This is a genomic window from Sphingomonas sp. Leaf357, from assembly GCF_001423845.1.
In the GTDB taxonomy this organism is placed as follows: Bacteria; Pseudomonadota; Alphaproteobacteria; order Sphingomonadales; family Sphingomonadaceae; genus Sphingomonas.
The window spans coordinates 690,072-708,632 of the sequence record NZ_LMPM01000001.1; the positions used below are offsets into that span (position 1 = coordinate 690,072).

Sequence of the window (18,561 nt, forward strand, 5' to 3'; positions counted from 1 at the left end):
ATAGGATTTTAGATGACCGCTGACGACCTCCGCAAGGAAATCCGCAAGCTTGTTGGCCAATACGCCGAAGCCCAGTTCGCATCCAAGCCGTTCGTGCCGGGGGAAAGCGTTATCCCGCCCGCCGGCAAGGTAATCGGCGCACCGGAGATCGAATTGATGGTCGAAGCGTCGCTCGACGGCTGGCTCACGACGGGACGGTTCAATACCGAATTCGAAGCGGGGCTGGCCAAGCTCGTCGGCGCACCGTTCGTGCTCACCACCACCTCGGGTTCTTCGGCGAACCTACTCGCTTTGTCCTGCCTCACGAGTCACAAGCTCGGTGATCGTCGCCTGAAGCCCGGCGACGAGGTCATCACTGTCGCGGCGGGCTTCCCCACGACGGTCAACCCGTCGATCCAGCATGGACTCGTACCGGTTTTCGTCGACGTGGATGTGCCGACATATAATATCGATACGAGCCTGATCGAAGCCGCGATCACCGACAAGACGGGTGCGATCATGATCGCCCATACGCTCGGCAATCCGTTCAACCTCGCCGAAGTTCGCCGCATCTGCGACGAGCACGATCTTTGGTTGGTCGAAGATTGCTGCGATGCGCTCGGTGCCACCTATGAAGGCAAGAAGGTGGGCCTTTTCGGCGATGTCGCGACTCTGTCCTTCTATCCGGCGCATCATCTCACAATGGGGGAGGGCGGCGCGGTCTTCACGCAATCGGCGGAGCTTCGCCCGATCATCGAATCGATCCGCGATTGGGGCCGGGACTGCTATTGTGCGCCGGGCTGCGACAATACGTGCGGGATCCGGTTTGCTCAGCAGCACGGCACGCTGCCGTTCGGTTACGATCACAAATACGTTTACTCGCATCTCGGCTACAATCTGAAGATCACCGATATGCAGGCCGCGTGCGGCGTGGCCCAGCTCGACCGAGCCGAGGGGTTCATCGCGGCCCGGCGGCGCAACTTCGCACTGTTGACCGAGCGGCTGAAAGGGCTGGAGGAGATTTTCATTCTCCCGGAAGCCACACCCAATTCGGACCCGTCCTGGTTCGGGTATCCCTTGATGCTGCGTGACGGCATCGATGCGAAGCGCGTCGACGTGACCCGCTACCTTGATCAAAACAAGATCGGGACCCGGCTTCTGTTCGCGGGTAATCTCACGCGCCAGCCCTATTTCCAGCATGTCGATTACCGCGTGGTCGGCGATCTGACGCAGACCGACCGGGTGATGAACAATACCTTCTGGATTGGGCTGTATCCGGCACTGGGTGCGGAGCATTTCGACTATGTCGGCGAAAAGCTGGAAGAATTCTTCGGACTAAACTTCTAAAAATAGCGGGGTTCGATACGCAGGTGCGCCGAACCCCGTATTCTTCATTTGGCAATAATCACAGATCCCGCAAAATCGGGTAGCGGAACGCAGCAAGCCTGATGCGTCGCGATGAACTGATCGACTGCACTCCGGACCCCCAGATAACGCCGATTGTTGTAGTCGTGCACGAAGATGTAGCCGCCTTTATTGAGGCGCTCATAGAACCATTCGAGACCGGCAAGGGTCGGTTCGTAAAGGTCGACATCAAGGCTGACGAAAGCGAACCGCTCTTCGATTCCGACGGCAGTATCCGGGAAATAGCCCTGAAAAATCTTTATTTGTTCAGGGTGCGGCATTTTCCCCATGACCAAATCGATACTGGTATTAGCAAAATCCCCTACCGAAGCTGAGGAAAAGCTTTTTCCGACTTCCGACCCGAGATCCTTTTCCGAAAATCCGGAGAACGTATCGAATAGATAGAGCAGACGATCGGGGAAAAGTTCGTTAAGCAATTTCGCCTGATCACCTTGATAAACGCCGAGTTCGCCGATCGCGCCTTCAACATTCTGATGCGCGATCCGTCTTGCGGCCAGACGGAACGCTTGATTGCGCACGAAGTCCCGCTGCGGCTGCTCCACGGTTTCAGAGCTTTCCTCGGTATCCAAATACATGGTGGCCAAACCTATTGGCGGTAAGGACAGGCCGAGGGTCTTATTGAGGATCCCGACATCACGATTGGCGGAGTCGTGGAGCCTCTTGCTATAGCTCGGATAGAACGCGAGAATCTTTTCGGTAGGGAAGCCGGCAGCCGCCAAACCGTCTGAAATCGGGTCTACGGCGCGTGCTGCGATCACCACGTAATCGACCTCCAGATCGCTCAAGCGATCGGGGGCGAAGACTTCATGTCCCTGTATCATCGCTCCATGCCTGGATGGATCGTTATCCATCAGGCCTACGATGTGCAGGTCGTCCGGTGCCATGCTCAAAAAATCCAGAGCGGCGCTACCTGTACCAAAAAGGACGATGCGACTCAAAAATGCTCTCCATCATTACTGGTCCGGCTGCGACCACCTTCAACGAAAATTCGATCGTCTGATGTAATCGTTAGGCGGTGAAAACTTGTTTGTCCGACACTGTGCCTCGATGTGAAATAAGCGCGAGTCATTTTAAAAGATACAGGGATAAGAGCCAGCAAGACGACTGAAATTCATGACGTATCCGTTACAAGCTGCCGCTATAAAGGATACGATCGGGATAATATGTTATTCTTGAGTTATATGTGGTGTTCGGGCACCGATCGCACGAGAACGGTCGAGATCGTTTTCTGTCACTCAAAGGCATGGCCCTTGAGGATGCCGGAAGCGGTTCGGCCTCGAAGAACTGATGAACGAAATCACGAATTGGAACGGTGTATGCTTAGGTGTTTGAGGCTCACCCGGTTATTAGCGGCCGTGTCGCTTGCGGTACTTGCATCTTGTGGCGGTGGGGGATCGGGCGGTTCTTCCGCTCCCGCTACGGTGACACCGACACCGACACCGACACCGACACCCATGCCCGTTCGCTCGGTGAATTCGGTCGCCGTTGCCAGCTTTGCGGCGCCATGGTCGATGATCTTCCTTCCAGATGGCCGGATGCTAGTCACCGAACGTCCGCCAACACCCGATACCTTGCTAAACCCAGTCGAGCCCGGTCGTCTTCGGTTGGTTACTCAAGGCGGTGTCGTGTCGGCCCCGATCGCCGGGCTGCCGAGCAATGTCGGGCTGCTCGATATCAAGCTCGATCCGCTCTACGCCAGCAACCGCCGTATCTATATCAGCTTCATGGAACGCGACCCTAACGCTCCAAGAACTGGTCGCGATGAAGGGGATGCGCGGGTCGACCCGGCTGGATTGGCCGTGATGCGTGGCACGCTGAACTTAGATCCGAACGGCGGGGCGCAACTGACCGATGTGTCGGTGATCTGGCGGCAAACGCCCAAAATCGTCAGTTTCCCCGGCTCCGGAGAACCGGGGGGCCGGTTGGCGTTCTCACCCGACGGCATCTATCTTTTCGTCACAGCGGGTGACCGGCAGGAATTCACGCCGGTTCAAAGCCTCACCAATACGCTTGGCAAGATCATCCGCATCTATCCGGATGGCAGCATCCCGTCCGATAATCCCTATGTCGGCCGTGGCGATGCGTTGCCGGAAATCTGGACGCTCGGTCACCGCAATGCCTATGGTTTGGCATTCGACGCCGCGGGCCAGCTCTGGGAAAACGAGATGGGGCCGATGGGGGGGGATGAATTCAATCTGATCCAAAGGACCGGCAACTATGGCTGGCCCAACGTCTCCTACGGCGACAATTATGGCGGTGCGCCTCTCCCAAAGCCTGCCACGGGAGACGGTTACGCAGCGTCCGCCGTCTGGTGGACGCCGGTGATCGCGCCGTCTGGGATGATCTTCTACACCGGCACAACGTTTGGCGATTGGCGCGGGGACGCCATCATCTCGGGCCTGCAATCCAAGGGGCTCGTGCGTGTCCGCGTGACCGGAACGACGGCGAGCGAAGTGCAGCGCATCGATCTCGGCGCTCGCATCCGGTCGGTGACGCAGGGTCCGGATGGCGCGCTTTGGGTGCTGGAGGATCAGCCCAGCGGGCGGCTTCTCAAGTTGACGCCGGTGTTCTGATCCGGCTCGGGCAGATCCGGCGCGATCAGCGCCGGCCGGATTCCAGCATGCGCCGGATCGACGTGGCATATTCGGACTTGCCCAACGCAGCGATCGCCTTGTTGAGCTGCGCCTCGTCGATGAAGCCCTGGTTGAACGCGATTTCCTCGGGACAGGCGACCTTGAAACCCTGGCGCTTTTCGATCGTGCGGACGAATTCCGCGGCTTCGAGCAGGCTGTCCGCCGTTCCCGTGTCGAGCCAGGCAAAGCCGCGCCCCATGATTTCGACGGTCAGTTCGCCGCGTTCGAGATAGATGCGGTTGACGTCGGTGATCTCCAGCTCGCCACGTGCCGACGGCTTCAAATTCGCCGCGATATCCACCACCTGGTTGTCGTAGAAATACAGCCCGGTCACCGCCCAGTTGGAGCGCGGAACGGCCGGCTTTTCCTCGATCGACAGCGCGCGCATCGCGTCGTCGAACTCGACGACGCCATACCGCTCGGGATCATGGACATGATAGGCGAAGACCGAGGCCCCCTTCGGCCGGGCCATCGCGCTGGCGGAGAGCTCGGTCATGCCGTGGCCGTAATAGATGTTGTCGCCCAGCACCAAGGCGGACGGCCCGCCATCCACGAAATTCGCGCCGATGATATAGGCCTGGGCGAGGCCATCCGGGGTTGGTTGCACGGCATATTCGATGTTCATCCCCCATTGCGACCCGTCGCCGAGCAAGGTCTGGAACGACGGCACGTCGCGCGGCGTGGAGATGAGCAGCACTTCGCGGATGCCGGCCAGCATCAGCGTGGACAGCGGGTAATAGATCATCGGCTTGTCATAGACCGGCATGAGCTGCTTCGACGTTGCCAGCGTCATGGGGTGGAGGCGCGTACCGCTGCCGCCGGCGAGGATGATGCCCCTCATATGCTTCTGTCCATTCTGTCCGGGATCAGGAAAGGTGTCGCGCGACGCTGAGGTCGACGGCGTGTTGCCACGCGCCCAGGCGGATGCCGTAGGCGTTCGCCAGTTTCGTGCAATCGAGTCGCGAATTGCCGGGTCGCGTGGCCGGGGTCGGATATTCGGCCGTCGTGATATGGCGCACGTGCGCCGATGGCCCGCCGCGTGCCGCCGATGCGGCGAAGATCGCCTCGGCGAACCCGGCCCAGCTCGTATCGCCCGCCGCCGTCATGTGGAACACGCCACGCAAGTCCGGTGATGGATCCTCCGCCAGCCGCTCGGCGACCTGCAGCACGGCATCGGCGATATCGAGCGCGCCGGTCGGGTTGCCGAACTGGTCCGCCACCACGCCAAGTTCGTCGCGATCGGCGGCGAGCCGCAGCATGGTTTTCAGGAAATTGGCGCCGAATGGGCTGTAGACCCAGGCCGTGCGCAGGATCACGCTATCGGCATGCGCGGCCAGCACCGCCTGTTCGCCCGCCAGCTTCGACGCGCCGTAGACGCCCAGCGGGCCGGTCGGATCGGTTTCGACATAGGGGGCGGACTTGGTGCCATCGAACACGAAATCGGTCGACAGATGGACGAGCGGCACGCCTAGGGCCGCGGCGGCTTCCGCCACCGCGCCTGCGCCGGCGGCGTTGACGGCAAAGGCCATCTCGCGCTCGGATTCGGCTTTGTCGACGGCGGTATAGGCGGCGGCCGAAACGATCGCGTCGGGCTTCGCCGCGATCAACGCTGCGCGCACGCTCGCGCCTTCCGCGAGATCGAATTCGGGGCGGCCGAGCGACATGACGACATGCCCGCGCGCCGGCGCGCGCTCGATCAGGCTCTGCACGACCTGCCCGTTCCGGCCGGTGACGGCGATCCTCACGTCGCGGCGGCCTCGGTCTTGGACAGCCCGAGCCGCGCGCCATCATATCGTTCGCGAAGCGGCCCCCACCACCATTTGTTGTCGAGATACCATTGCACCGTCTTGTCGATGCCGGTCTCGAACGTCTCCTGCGCGCGCCAGCCGAGTTCGGTCTCGAGCCGTGACGCGTCGATCGCGTACCGGGCGTCGTGGCCCGGCCGATCGGTGACGTAGGTGATCAAGGTCTCGCGCGGCGTGTCGGTCGGCACCAGGCGGTCGAGCGTCTGGCAGATGCGGCGGACGACCTCGATATTCTGCCGCTCGTTGCGGCCGCCGACATTGTAGGTCTCGCCCGGCCGGCCGCGTTCGGCGATCAGGTCCAGCGCACGGGCATGATCCTCGACATACAGCCAGTCGCGCACGTTGTCGCCCTTGCCGTAGACCGGCAACGGACGCCCATCGAGCGCGTTGAGGATGATCAGCGGGATCAGCTTTTCGGGGAAGTGATACGGCCCGTAATTGTTCGAGCAGTTCGACACCACGACCGGCAGGCCGTATGTCCGCTGCCATGCCTTGGCGAGGTGATCGGACGACGCCTTGCTGGCCGAATAGGGCGAACTCGGATCGTATGGCGTTTCCTCGGTAAACAGCCCTTCGGCGCCGAGCGATCCGTACACCTCGTCGGTCGAGACGTGCAGGAAGCGGAAGGCCTGCTTCGCCGCCTCGTCCAGCCCGAGCCAATACATTCGCGCGGCCTCCAGCAGGGTGAACGTGCCCATGATGTTGGTACGAATGAAATCGGCCGCGCCGGTGATCGAGCGATCGACATGGCTTTCGGCGGCGAGATGCATGATCCGGTCGGGCCGGAACTCCGCGATCGCCGCATCCATCTTGGCGCGATCGCAAATGTCGGCGTGCAGGAACTGGTGGTTGTTGCGTCCCTCCACGGCTTTCAACGAGGCCATATTGCCGGCATAGGTCAGCGCATCGACGGTCAGGACGTCATACCCCTGTTCGAGCACGAGGTGACGCACCAGCGCCGAACCGATAAAGCCGGCCCCGCCGGTGACGATGATCCGCATCTGAATTTCAGTCCTGGTAGGTGAAATAGGCAGGAAGATCGGCCAGCGTGGGCTGAACGCGATCCTTGGGCGAGAGCGTGTCGGGATCGGCGACCGCCGGCCACTTTATGCCGATCGCCGAATCATCCCACGCCAGGCCCTTGTCGCTCGCATGGTCATAATAAGCGGTTACCTTGTAGGCGAGCATCGTATCGGGCACGAGCGTGCAGAAACCGTGCGCGAAGCCGGGCGGAACCCAGAGTTGCCGGCCGTTCTCGGCGGACAACTCGATCGCGAGCCATTTGCCGTAGGTCGGCGAACCGGTGCGGATATCGACCGCGACATCGAGGAGCGCACCCGCGATGCAGCGGACGAGCTTGCCTTGGGCGAATGGGTCGGTCTGGAAATGCAGGCCGCGAATCGTGCCGGCTTTTGCGCTGAGCGATTCGTTTTCCTGCACGAACTCGGGCTTTCCAACGGTCTCGATGAACCGATCGGCACGGAACGTTTCGGCGAAATAGCCTCGCGCATCGCCGTGCCGGACCGGCTGAATTGCGACGGGGCCGGCGATATCGAAGGTCTGAAAATTCATCTCAACATCCGGCTGTATTCAGAAAAGATTGCATTAGCATCATCGGTCGAATTGCCAACCAAGCGGCGTTCGCCAGTTCGACCCTCGCGCAAATGATGTGGATCCAGGTGGAATAGGTCTCAGGAGGCACTATGCCTGCCGCCCCTTAGCCTTATGCGGTTTCACAGGACGTTCACGGGAGGGCACGCGTCGGCAGTCGTCCCTTGGTTCCAGAAATGCCGCGCCATCCGATCATAAGCATCTGCTTGACATGGGAGCGCGCCCACGCCCAGTTAAAGAACGTATCGGGAACAAGCATGATCGAGTCGCGTAAAATTCTGGAGATGCTGCGGCAGAGAATCGCGCCATTGGAACGCTTGCGGGCATCCGAGACAGCGTTGCCCATAGCAATTGGCCATGGGGAGATCGACGCACGACTGGATGGCGGGCTGGCTCGTGGACGAATGCACGAACTGTTCGCGTCGGACGAGAAGGATGAGGGAGCAGGAACGGGGTTCGCTGCGATGTTGATGTTGCGCGTAGCGAGCCGAGTGGCGACCCCCATCGTCTGGCTCAGGCAGGAGGAGGCCGAGGCCAAGGCGCCGTTGCATGGGCCGGGATTGGTAGAATTGGGCTTCGACCCTGCCAATCTGGTGCTGGGCCTGTTGCCCGATGCGCTGTCCGTCCTGCGGGTCGCCGTGGAGGTCGTGCGGTGTGTCGATGTGGGGGCGGTGGTGATCGAACTCTGGCGCTCGCCTCGCGCGCTGGATCTCACCGCGAGCCGGCGACTGGCGGTGGCGGCGGAGGGATCCGGCGTAACCGCCTTGCTGCTGCGCGTCGCCGCCGAGCCGACGCCCAGTGCCGCGCACACGCGCTGGCACGTGCGATCGGCGGCGGCGGTGCCGCTGGCGGCGAACGCACCGGGTTTCCCGACGCTGGATGTGGAATTGTCGCGGCAACGCGGCGGAAGGGCCGGCGGTCGCTGGTGTGTGGAGTGGGATCGTGACGAGGCAATCTTCCGGCCGGCCGGATATCAGGCGGCGGCGCTTTCTGGCGCTATGGTTTCCGTTTCTGCCGGCGGATCGGGTAGCGCGCGGCAGCGCACCGGATAGCGCCTATGCCTTTGTGGAGAAGCAGCGCGGGGCGATGCGGCTGGTCGCGGTCGACCGCGTCGCGCAGGGGCTGGGAATCGCCCCTGGCATGACGCTGGCCGATGCGCGCACGCGCCTGCCCGGGCTGGTCGCGCTCGATCATGATCCGGCGGCCGACGATGCCTTGCTCGAACGGATCGCCGATGGCTGCGATCGCTACACGCCACTGGTCGCGATCGATGGCGCGGACGGGCTGACACTCGACATCACCGGCTGCCTGCAGGACGGCGACAGCGAGGACGATCTGGCCGCCGATCTCGAGCGCCGGCTCGCCGCTTATGGTCTGCAGGTGCGGCATGCCTTGGCTGCGTCGCCCGAGGCGGCGCAGGCGCTCGCGCGGTACCAGACGATGCCCGCGCCGGACGAAGCGGCGGCGGTCCTGCGGCTCGGCGTGGTCGCGCTTCGGCTCGACGAGGATACCGAACTGGCGCTGCGGCGCGCCGGGCTGAAGACGATCGGCGATCTTGCCGGTCGCCCGACCGCACCGCTCGCCGCACGTTTCGGCGACGATATGGTGGCCGCCCTCGCGCGTCTCACCGGCAAGTCCGACAGCCGCATCGTGCCGCGCCGCGTTCCACCCGCCTTGCTGGTCGAACGGCGGCTGGCCGAGCCAGTAACGCAGACCGCCGCGGCGCTGAACATTCTCGAAGCACTGGCGACCGAAGCGGCGGAGACGATGGCCGAACAGCATCAGGGCGGCCGGCGTTTCGCCGCGCGCTTCTTCCGCAGCGATGGCCTCGCCGTCGATCTCGCGGTCGAGACGAGTCTCGCGGTGCGTGATCCCAAGGTGGTGATGCGCCTGTTCGAGGAGCGGATCGAGGGGCTGGCCGATCCGATCGATCCCGGTTTCGGTTTCGACATGATCCGCCTGACCGTGCCGACACTCGGTCCCCTCGCACCGACGCAATTACAACTTGAGGGCGGGGCGGTGGCGGAGGGCGAACTGGCCGCGCTGATCGACCGGCTCAGCACGCGGCTCGGGCGCGGGCGGTTCCGCCGCTTGATCCCGCAGGACACACATATTCCGGAACAAGCGGTGCTCGCTTTGCCCGCGGTCGCTATGCCGCCGGCCAGTTGGGACGCGCCGGAGCCGGGCGAACCACCGCGCCGCCCGCTGCACCTGTTCGATCCGCCCCAGCCGATCCAGGTCGTGGCGGAAGTGCCGGACGGCCCGCCGCAGCGCTTTCGCTGGCGTCGCAACCTGCACGAAGTGACGCGCTTCGAGGGCCCCGAACGCGTCGCCGCCGAATGGTGGCGTGACGGTCCGCCCCGCCCGACGCGAGATTATTACCGCATCGAGGATGCGCGCGGCCGCCGCTTCTGGGTCTTCCGTCACGGACTGTACGGCACCGAGCGCGAGACGCCGCATTGGTACGTACACGGCCTTTTCGCGTGACGGCCTTCGCCGAACTGGTGGCGGCAACCAACTATTCGTTTCTGCGCGGGGCGAGCCATGCCAGCGACATGATCGGCGTTGCAAACGCGCTCGGCATGACCGGGATCGGAATTGCCGATCGCAACACCGTGGCCGGCGTGGTGCGGGCCTGGTCGGCGCTGAAGACCGCGCCCGACAAGGCACGCGTGGCGCTGCTCGCCGACAAGAAGGCACGCGGCGAACCCGAGACGCTGAGCGACGACGAATGGGCGTCCTGTGAAATCGACCTGCGCCTGATCGTCGGCGCTCGACTGGTGTTCGTCGATGGCACGCCGGACATTATCGCTTATCCCGCCACACGTTTTGGCTGGGGACGGCTGACGCGATTGCTGACCGTCGGCAATCTGCGCGCGGTGAAGGGCGATTGCATTCTGCGCTTCGCCGATCTGATCGATTACGCGCAGGATCTTCTGCTGATCGCGCTGCCATATTCCACCGCGCAGGACGAGGCGACGCATCGCGATCCGGTGGATTATGATTACGGTCATCCGCCGAAACCGATGTTGCGGCTGGTGGAGGTGCCGCCGGCCGATCTCGAGGGGACGCTTGTCCGGCTGCGTCGAGTGGCACCCGATCGCGTGTGGCTCGGCGCGGCGATGCCGCATCGTGGCCGGGACGCGCGCGATCTCGTTCGCCTGAACGGCATCGCGCACGCCGCGCGCGTGCCGTTGATCGCGACCAACGATGCGCTCTACGCCATGCCGGAGCAGCGCCCGTTGCACGACGTGCTGACCTGCATCCGCCTCGGCACGACCATCGCGGCGGCGGGCAAGCGTCTGGAAGCCAATGCCGAGCGTCATCTGAAACATCCTGCCGAGATGGCACGACTGTTCCGCGATCACCCGCAAGCGATCGCGCAGACGCAGGTTTTGCTGTCTCAGATAGAATTCGATTTGAAGCATCTGCGCTACGAATATCCGCACGAACCTGTGCCCGAGGGCTGGGAAGCGCAGGCGTGGCTGGAACACCTCGTATGGAATGCGGCGATCGAGCGCTATGCCGATTACATGCCGCCCAAGGTGATCGCGACGCTGGCGGAGGAATTCGTCCTGATCAGCGCACGAAATTACGCCTATTACTTCCTCACCGTCTACGATCTGGTCAGGTTCGCGCGCGCGCAGGATCCCCCGATCCTGTGCCAGGGGCGCGGATCGGCGGCCAATTCCGCGGTCTGCTTCCTGCTCGGCGTGACCTCGATCGATCCGATGCAGCACGATCTGCTCTTCTCGCGCTTCGTGTCCGACGAACGCGACGAGCCGCCCGATATCGATGTCGATTTCGAACACGAACGGCGCGAGGAGGTGATGCAATATATCTACCGCCGATACGGTCGCCACCGCGCCGGCATCGCCGCGACGGTGGCGCATTATCGCTCGCGCAGCACGGTGCGCCAAGTCGCCAAGGCGCTTGGGTTGAGCGAGGATATCCCCGAGCGCATGGCGAGTACGGTATGGGGCAGCCATTCCGGCGACATGGAGGATCGCCGCATCGTCGAAGCGGGGTTCGATCTCGCCAATCCGCAGATCGCACGCCTGCGCTTCATCATGGATCAGATTTTGGAGGCGCCGTTTCCGCGCCATCTGTCGCAGCATGTCGGCGGCTTCGTGCTGACCGAAAACCGCTTGGACGAGACGGTGCCGCTGCACCATGGGGCGATGGCGGATCGCACCTTCATCGAATGGGACAAGGACGATATCGATGCGCTCGGCCTGATGAAGGTCGATGTGCTGGCACTCGGCATGCTGACCTGTATCCGCAAGAGTTACGATCTGCTCGAACGGCACGGGTTCGGCAAACACACGCTGAATGTCGATCTCGATAGCAACGATCCGGCGGTCTATGAGATGCTTCAGAAAGGCGACAGCATCGGCGTGTTTCAGGTCGAAAGCCGCGCGCAGATGAACATGTTGCCGCGCCTGCGGCCCAGGAATCTCTACGATCTGACGGTGCAGGTCGCGATCGTTCGGCCGGGGCCGATCCAGGGCGACATGGTGCATCCCTATCTGCGCCGCCGTACCGGAGTGGAGAAGGTCGAATATCCCGCGCCCGATCCGAAATTCGGGCCGGAGGACGAACTGAAGACCCTGCTCGGCAATACCTATGGCGTGCCGCTCTTCCAGGAGCAGGCGATGAAGCTGGCGATCGTCGCTGCCGCCTTCACCCCGTCCGAGGCGAACCAATTGCGGCGCGCGATGGCGACATTTCGCAATGTCGGCGGCATGCACAATTTCCGCGAGAAACTGGTCGGGGGGATGATGACGCGGGGGTACCAGCAGGATTTCGCCGAGCGGTGCTACAAGCAGATCGAGGGGTTCGGATCTTACGGCTTTCCCGAAAGTCATGCACTGTCGTTCGCGCGGCTGGTCTATGTGTCGTCGTGGATCAAGTGCCACCATCCGGCGGTGTTCGCCTGCGCCTTGCTCAATTCGCAGCCGATGGGCTTCTACGCCCCGGCGCAGATCGTGCGCGATGCGATCGAGCATGACGTCGTGGTGCGTGCGATCGATGTGAATGCGAGTTGCTGGGACAGCATACTGGAGATCGAGCCGCAGCAGTTTGAGGAAAATGCCCGCGCATCCGTTCGGGCTGAGCCTGTCGAAGCCTCGTCTTCCTTTGCGACGGTTGAGAACGGGAACGGCCCTTCGACAGGCTCGGGGCGAACGGGGATAGGACAGGGAAGCGACCACCAGCCGGCGCTCAGGCTCGGCCTGCGCCAGATCACCGGTTTCAAAGGGGATTGGGCCGATACGCTCGTTCGGGCACGCGAAGGCGCCGGCCCCTTCACTTCGATCGAAGGCCTCGCACGTCGCGCCGATCTGCCCGAACGCGCGCTGCGGTTGCTGGCCGATGCCGATGCCTTCGGATCGATCGGCCTCGACCGGCGCGATGCCTTGTGGGAGGCGCGGCGGACGCCCTCCGCCGCGCTGCCGCTGTTTGCCGCGGCCGAGGCGGCGGAACTGGGCAAGGAGGTGGAGATGGCGTTGCCGGCAATGTCCGATGCCGAGCATGTCGTCGCCGATTACCAGATGACGCGCCTGTCGTTGAAGGCGCACCCGATGTCGTTCCTGCGCCCGATCCTCGATGCGGAGGGCGTGCTGAGTTGCGCCGCGACCTCGGCGAGCAAGAACGGCGCGCAGGTGCGCACGGCGGGAATCGTGCTGGTCCGGCAGCGCCCGGGCAAGGGCAATGCGATCTTCGTCACGATCGAGGACGAAAGTGGCGTGACCAATATCGTGATGTGGGCGCGGATGTTCGAACGGTTCCGGCGCCAGGTGATGGCGTCGCGGCTGATGGAGGTGGAGGGCATCGTGCAGAAGGCCGGCCCGATCGAGGGCAATGTCGTCCACCTGATGGCGTCGCGGATCGTGGACCGCACCGATCTGCTCGATCACCTGTCCGATCTCGACAAGGCGAAAATACCCTTGCTGCGCGCGGACGTGTTCGAAAACGCGCAGCCGTCGCGGTCTCCGGGGGCAAGGCAGGCGACACCGTCAGGCCATAACACGCCGCGCCACGGCCATCCCCGCGACGTGCGGATCATTCCGAAGTCGCGCGATTTTCATTGAGGTAGGGGAAGGTGGTTCACACGAAGTCGCAAAAGCACGAAAAGAAGTTTGAAAGCTGCGCTTCGCATCACTGCCCGAGGCAATCTTCTTATACTTTTTTCGTGCCTTCGTGCCTTCGTGTGAACCACACTTCCTTCTAAGGTTCGCTATCGCAGCCGCGAAACTCACGCCGGAATCTGCTGGCTGATGCAGTGGAAGCTGCCGCCGCCGGTCAGGATATGGTCGGCGTGCAGGCCCACCGCCTCGCGATCTGGGAACAGCGCCTGGATCGCCGCCACCGCCGCCGCATCGTTCGGTGCGCCATATTGCGGGACCACCACGGTCGCATTGCCGATATAGAAGTTCATGTAGCTCGCCGGCACGATCTCCTCGTCGCGCAGCACGCGGCCGGGCGACGGGAGCAATACGATCTCGATCCCGTCGTGCATCCCGGCATCGCGCGCGGCGTGCTGATAGACCAGCCAGTTGGGGTCGTTCTCCGCCGCCTGCGGGATCGCCAGCCTGCCCGGCGCCACGAAGCGCGCGAGATTGTCGACATGCCCGTCGGTATGATCGTGCATCAGTCCTTCGCCGAGCCAGATCACCTGCGTAAAGCCGAGATCGGACCGCAACCTCGCCTCGATCTCCGCCCTGGACAGGCCGGGATTGCGATTGTGGTTGAGCAGGCATTGCTCGGTCGTCACGACCAAGCCGGTACCGTCGCCGTCGATCGCGCCGCCTTCCAGGATCCAGTCGCAACGTTCGGCATGGATGCGCCGCCGTGCCGCCAGGCGCTGGCCGATGTCGTCGTCGCCCGGCAGATCGTATTTCCCGCCCCAGCCGTTGAAGCGGAAGTCGCGCGCGGTGCCGTCGCTCAGCACGATCGCGGCGGTATCGCGCAGCCAGATATCGCCGAAGGGTTCGATCACGACATCGGCGATCCCCTTGGCCATCGCGCCGGCCGCGCCCGCCGCCTCCTCGTCGGCGGCGACCAGGATCACGCGCTCGCCGCGCCCGTCGGCATGCACCGCGCGGGCAAAGGCGACCACCTCCTCGCGCGCCGGCTCCAGATCGTCGAGCCACAGGTCCGGATGGCTGGGAAAGCCGATCCATACCGCCTTATGCGGTGCCCATTCCGCCGGCTGCACCAACTGCTTCGTCATCGTCGCTTCGCCCGTTTATTTGGCCGCGCCGCGGCTTTCGTCGCGGATCTTGCGGAATTCCGCGGACGGATACCAGTTCGGCCACGCATCGCCCTGCGCCAAAGCGTGGCCGAGCGCATAATAGACGTTCAGGTCGGAGACCGCGCCGTCCCAGTTCCACTTCGCGTCATATTCGTCCTGCGGCTTGTGGTAGCGGTTGACGACATAATCCTCGGTCGCCGCCTTGCCCGCCGCCACGCCGCCGACCACCAGATCCTCGCCGCTCTCGCCGTACAGCATCGGCACGCCCAATTTGGCGAAACTGAAATGGTCGGAGCGGTAATAGGAGCCGCGCTCCGGGTTCGCCTCCAGCGTGATCACGCGGCCCTCGGCGGCGACCAGCGGCTTGACCAAATCTTCCAGCTCGGACTTGCCCGCGCCGACCAGCACGAAATCCTTCGCCTTGCCGATCACGTTCAGCCCGTCCATGTTCACGCCGCCAACCGTCTTCGCCAGCGGATAGACCGGGTTTTCGGCATAGAATTTCGATCCCAACAGCCCGGATTCCTCCCCCGTCACCGCCAGGAACACTTGGCTGCGCCGGGCCGGCCCGGCCTTCGCGGTCGCCTCGGCCAGCGCGACCAGCCCGGCGACGCCGGTGGCATTGTCGACCGCACCATTGCAGATATCGTCGCCCTTCACCGCATCGCAGTGGCCGAGATGGTCCCAGTGCGCGGAATACAGCACGACTTCATCGGGCTTCGCGGTGCCGGGCAGGATGCCGACGACGTTCTTCGATGCCTGGCGCCGGATCGTGTTGTTCCACGAGACGCTGGCCTTAACGCCCAGCGGCACCGCCTTGAAGCCCTTGACCGCGGCGGCCTGGGACAGCGCGGCGAAATCCTGCCCGGCGCTGGCGAACAGCGCCTCGGCGATCGGCTTCTGGATCCAGCCCACCGCCTGGCTCTGGTCCATGTGATTGCCCGGCGTATCCTGCTCCAGTTGCGGCCCGGTCCAGCTCGACTGCACCACGCCCCAGCCATAGGCGGCGGGCTCGGTATCATGGACGATGATCGCCGCTGCCGCGCCCTGCCGTGCCGCTTCCTCGAACTTGTAGGTCCAGCGCCCGTAATACGTCATCGCGCGGCCACCGAACGGCCCGTCCAGGGTCATCGTGCGCCAATCCGGATCGTTTATAAGGATGACCACCGTCTTGCCCTTCACGTCCACCCCGGCATAGTCGTTCCAGCCGCGCTCCGGCGCGTTGATGCCGTATCCGACGAACACGACTGCGCTGTCCTTGATCGCGACCTTCGGCACCACGCGGTACGTCGCGATGACCAGATCCTTGCGGTACGCGGCGGTCACCGGCGTCTTGCCGCCGGTGAAGGTGAGCGGTGCAACATCGGTCGCGTTGATCTCGACCAGCGGCACGTTCTGGAACCAGCTGCCCTGATTGCCCGGTTTCAGCCCCGCCTGCTTGAAGCGCTCGACGATATAGGCGGTCGTCTTGTCCTCCGCCGGCGTGGTCGGCTTGCGACCTTCATACGCATCGGAAGACAGCGTCTGAGTGACGGTCTTCAGGGTTTCGACCGAGATTGCGGGTTTAGCTGCCGTCTGCGCAAGTAGCGGAGCGGTGGCGAACGAGGAACTGGCGACCAGCAGAATTGCGAGGATTTTACGCATGATCAACTCCGGCATGGCGGGACGTACCGGCGGTTTGGCAGCGCGCATCGGTCGACGCAAGACTCGGCGCGCGATGTGGCCGGGCTATTGCGTCCCCCCACGTCTGATCTATCGTCCTTGCTCTCGTGATGGGGGTTTCATGCTACAATCAAAGCGCATTGCGCACGTTCTTCTAACGGCGGGCGCGGCCATAACTCTGTCGGGCAATGCGGCACCGGACGTGACGTTCGACGCCGCTGCCGCCTTTGGCGCGCGCGAAGGGGTGTCGCAGATGAGCCTGTCGCCAGATGGCACGCACATCGCGATGATCTCGCCGACCAAGGGCAAGGGCTCGGTCCTGCTGATCGCGGATCTGGTGAAAGGCGGCAAGCCGGTTCCGATCCTGCGATCGAGCGGTGAGCCGGATCGGCTGACAGGATGCAACTGGACCAGCAATGTCCGGCTGATCTGCAGCATCTACCTCATCGACCGCGGAACACAGACCCTGGCGTTCACGCGTCTTGTATCGATCGGCAGTGATGGTCGGGACCAGCGTCAGATGAGCGCCCGCACCAACAGCCGATCGCTGGGCATCTTGCAGGATGGCGGCAGCATTATCGATTGGCTGCCGGACGATCCGACCGGCAAGGTTCTGATGACCCGCCAGTTCATCCCCGAATCCTCGCTGGGAACGCATATCAGCAGTTCGGACGAGGGGCTGGGCGTGGAGATGGTCGATCCCGCCGGGACGCAACGCCGCGTCGTCGTGCCGCCACGCTTCTCGGCCGTGGAATATATCACGGACGGTCACGGCACCGTGCGCATGATGGGGCTGCAACCACGCGACAATTCGGGATATCTGAGCAGCGCGATCAACTATCTTTATAGTCTGCCGGCAGCCAATGAATGGAAGCCGTTCGGCACATTGAACATCGCCAGCAACAATGGCAGCGGGTTCAACCCCTATGCCGTCGATCGCTATCTCAACATCGCATACGGTTTCGATCGGCTGGATGGGCGAAATGCTTTGTACAGCGTGGCGCTGGACGGCAGTCTGAAACGGCAACTCGTGTTCGCGCGGCCGGACGTCGACGTCTCGGGCCTCATCCGCGTCGGGCGGCAGAACCGGGTCGTCGGTGCCTCGTTCGTAACGGACCGACGGGAAAGCGAATTCTTCGATCCCGCGCTGCGCAAGCTGCGCGTCTCGCTCGGCAAGGCGTTGCCCGGCCAGCCGCTCGTCACGTTCCTCGACGCGAGCGCGGATGAGGGCACGCTACTCATGTTCGCGGGCAGCGACATGAATGCCGGTCGCTATTACGTCTATCACAAGGCGACCAAGCAGCTTGAGGAAGTGTTGTCCGCGCGCCCGCAGCTCGATTCCGTCACGTTGTCGCAGGTCAAGTCGATCACTTTTCCGGCTGCCGACGGCACGCTGATTCCGGCCTATCTGACATTGCCGCCCGGCAGTGACAGCAAGAATATTCCCGCGATCGTAATGCCGCATGGCGGACCAGGGGCGCGTGACGAATGGGGCTTCGATTGGCTGTCGCAATTTTTCGCCAATCGCGGCTACGCCGTACTGCAACCCAATTACCGCGGCTCGACCGGCTACGGCGATGCTTGGTTCCAGAAGAACGGTTTTCAATCCTGGCGAGCCGCGATCGGTGATGTCAACGATGCCGGCCGCTGGTTGAGGTCCCAAGGCATCGCCGCACCGGGCAAGCTGGCGATCGTAGGCTGGTCGTATGGCGGATATGCCGCGCTGCAGTCGTCCGTTCTGGATCCCGATCTATTCAAGGCGATCGTCGCGATCGCTCCTGTCACCGATCTCGAAATGCTGCGGACAGAAGCGAACGGCTATACCAACTTCAAGCTGGTCGACGCATTCATTGGCAAGGGTGCGCATGTCGTACAGGGATCGCCGGCACGTAATGCGGGGCAGATCAAAGCCCCTGTACTGATGTTCCACGGCGATCTCGACAGAAACGTTGGTGTCGAGGAATCCCGCTACATGGCGGACAAGTTGAAGGATGCCGGACGGAAAGTGGACTATGTCGAGTTCAAAGGACTCGATCACTATCTCGACGACGATACTGTCCGAACCGAGATGCTTGCCAAGTCGGACGCGTTCCTGCGAACGTCCTTGGGACTTTGATACGCGAAAAGGGCGGTCCGTCGCCGGGCCCGCCCTTTCGTTCTGTCTGCCGCCATCGCGTAGCGACGATCGATT

Annotated in this window: 13 protein-coding genes; 6 read left to right on the forward strand and 7 right to left on the reverse strand. The window is 63.1% G+C overall.

Annotated elements, in window-relative coordinates:
- Positions 1–12: 12 nt before the first annotated feature.
- On the forward strand, positions 13–1,326 hold the full coding sequence (gene rfbH, locus ASG11_RS03305) for a lipopolysaccharide biosynthesis protein RfbH (protein WP_055775151.1): 1,314 nt from the start codon (positions 13–15) through the stop codon (positions 1,324–1,326).
- A gap of 44 nt (positions 1,327–1,370) precedes the next feature.
- On the opposite strand, the gene ASG11_RS03310 is transcribed toward rfbH, so the two are convergent.
- The gene (locus ASG11_RS03310) at positions 1,371–2,342 is read right to left on the reverse strand and encodes a TylF/MycF/NovP-related O-methyltransferase (protein ID WP_156363629.1); all 972 of its coding nucleotides are present in this window, start codon (positions 2,340–2,342) and stop codon (positions 1,371–1,373) included.
- A gap of 516 nt (positions 2,343–2,858) precedes the next feature.
- Here ASG11_RS03310 and ASG11_RS03315 point away from each other — a divergent pair.
- Positions 2,859–3,977 (forward strand): PQQ-dependent sugar dehydrogenase, encoded by a 1,119-nt coding sequence (locus ASG11_RS03315; protein WP_236697363.1) that lies wholly within the window; start codon positions 2,859–2,861, stop codon positions 3,975–3,977.
- 25 nt (positions 3,978–4,002) lie between these two features.
- Here the strand turns inward: ASG11_RS03315 and rfbA are convergent, their stop codons facing one another.
- From rfbA to rfbC, 4 genes are read right to left on the reverse strand one after another with little or no spacing between them, the layout of a single operon-like run.
- On the reverse strand, positions 4,003–4,878 hold the full coding sequence (gene rfbA / locus ASG11_RS03320; RefSeq protein ID WP_055775158.1) for a glucose-1-phosphate thymidylyltransferase RfbA: 876 nt from the start codon (positions 4,876–4,878) through the stop codon (positions 4,003–4,005).
- Positions 4,879–4,903: 25 nt separating this feature from the next.
- Positions 4,904–5,782: a dTDP-4-dehydrorhamnose reductase gene (gene rfbD, locus ASG11_RS03325; protein WP_055775162.1), complete on the reverse strand. Its 879-nt coding sequence runs from the start codon at positions 5,780–5,782 to the stop codon at positions 4,904–4,906.
- Positions 5,779–6,843, reverse strand: coding sequence for a dTDP-glucose 4,6-dehydratase (rfbB, locus tag ASG11_RS03330; RefSeq protein WP_055775165.1), 1,065 nt, complete (start codon positions 6,841–6,843; stop codon positions 5,779–5,781). The genes rfbD and rfbB overlap by 4 nt, the downstream gene beginning before the upstream one ends.
- 7 nt (positions 6,844–6,850) lie before the next feature.
- Positions 6,851–7,414 carry a dTDP-4-dehydrorhamnose 3,5-epimerase gene (gene rfbC, locus ASG11_RS03335; RefSeq protein WP_055775168.1) on the reverse strand — a complete coding sequence of 188 codons (564 nt, stop codon included), beginning with the start codon at positions 7,412–7,414 and terminating at the stop codon, positions 6,851–6,853.
- A gap of 530 nt (positions 7,415–7,944) precedes the next feature.
- Between rfbC and ASG11_RS18960 the strand changes: the two genes are divergently transcribed.
- The 3 genes from ASG11_RS18960 to ASG11_RS03350 are packed head-to-tail and all read left to right on the forward strand — an operon-like array spanning position 7,945 to position 13,545.
- Complete coding sequence (locus ASG11_RS18960; RefSeq protein WP_236697364.1) at positions 7,945–8,505, forward strand: hypothetical protein; 561 nt, start codon at positions 7,945–7,947, stop codon at positions 8,503–8,505.
- Entirely contained in the window at positions 8,396–9,940 is a 1,545-nt protein-coding gene (locus ASG11_RS03345; protein WP_055775170.1) for a Y-family DNA polymerase, read from the forward strand. The genes ASG11_RS18960 and ASG11_RS03345 overlap by 110 nt, the downstream gene beginning before the upstream one ends.
- Positions 9,937–13,545: an error-prone DNA polymerase gene (locus ASG11_RS03350; RefSeq protein WP_055775173.1), complete on the forward strand. Its 3,609-nt coding sequence runs from the start codon at positions 9,937–9,939 to the stop codon at positions 13,543–13,545. The genes ASG11_RS03345 and ASG11_RS03350 overlap by 4 nt, the downstream gene beginning before the upstream one ends.
- A gap of 164 nt (positions 13,546–13,709) precedes the next feature.
- Here ASG11_RS03350 and ASG11_RS03355 read toward each other — a convergent pair whose 3' ends face one another.
- Positions 13,710–14,687, reverse strand: coding sequence for an agmatine deiminase family protein (locus tag ASG11_RS03355; protein ID WP_055775176.1), 978 nt, complete (start codon positions 14,685–14,687; stop codon positions 13,710–13,712).
- Between the two features lie 15 nt (positions 14,688–14,702).
- Positions 14,703–16,352 carry a M28 family metallopeptidase gene (locus tag ASG11_RS03360; RefSeq protein ID WP_055780179.1) on the reverse strand — a complete coding sequence of 550 codons (1,650 nt, stop codon included), beginning with the start codon at positions 16,350–16,352 and terminating at the stop codon, positions 14,703–14,705.
- 139 nt (positions 16,353–16,491) lie between these two features.
- On the opposite strand from ASG11_RS03360, the gene ASG11_RS03365 reads away from it, so the two are divergent.
- Complete coding sequence (locus tag ASG11_RS03365; protein WP_082472564.1) at positions 16,492–18,486, forward strand: alpha/beta hydrolase family protein; 1,995 nt, start codon at positions 16,492–16,494, stop codon at positions 18,484–18,486.
- The last annotated feature ends 75 nt before the right edge of the window (positions 18,487–18,561 follow it).

Coding starts and splice junctions, on each gene's coding strand:
- ASG11_RS03355 (WP_055775176.1), bottom strand. CDS start 14,687: ATGACGAAGCAGTTGGTGCAGCCGGCGGAATGGGCACCGCATAAGGCG.
- ASG11_RS03365 (WP_082472564.1), top strand. CDS start 16,492: ATGCTACAATCAAAGCGCATTGCGCACGTTCTTCTAACGGCGGGCGCG.
- rfbA (WP_055775158.1), bottom strand. CDS start 4,878: ATGAGGGGCATCATCCTCGCCGGCGGCAGCGGTACGCGCCTCCACCCC.
- ASG11_RS03315 (WP_236697363.1), top strand. CDS start 2,859: ATGCCCGTTCGCTCGGTGAATTCGGTCGCCGTTGCCAGCTTTGCGGCG.
- rfbH (WP_055775151.1), top strand. CDS start 13: ATGACCGCTGACGACCTCCGCAAGGAAATCCGCAAGCTTGTTGGCCAA.
- rfbB (WP_055775165.1), bottom strand. CDS start 6,843: ATGCGGATCATCGTCACCGGCGGGGCCGGCTTTATCGGTTCGGCGCTG.
- rfbC (WP_055775168.1), bottom strand. CDS start 7,414: ATGAATTTTCAGACCTTCGATATCGCCGGCCCCGTCGCAATTCAGCCG.
- ASG11_RS03360 (WP_055780179.1), bottom strand. CDS start 16,352: ATGCGTAAAATCCTCGCAATTCTGCTGGTCGCCAGTTCCTCGTTCGCC.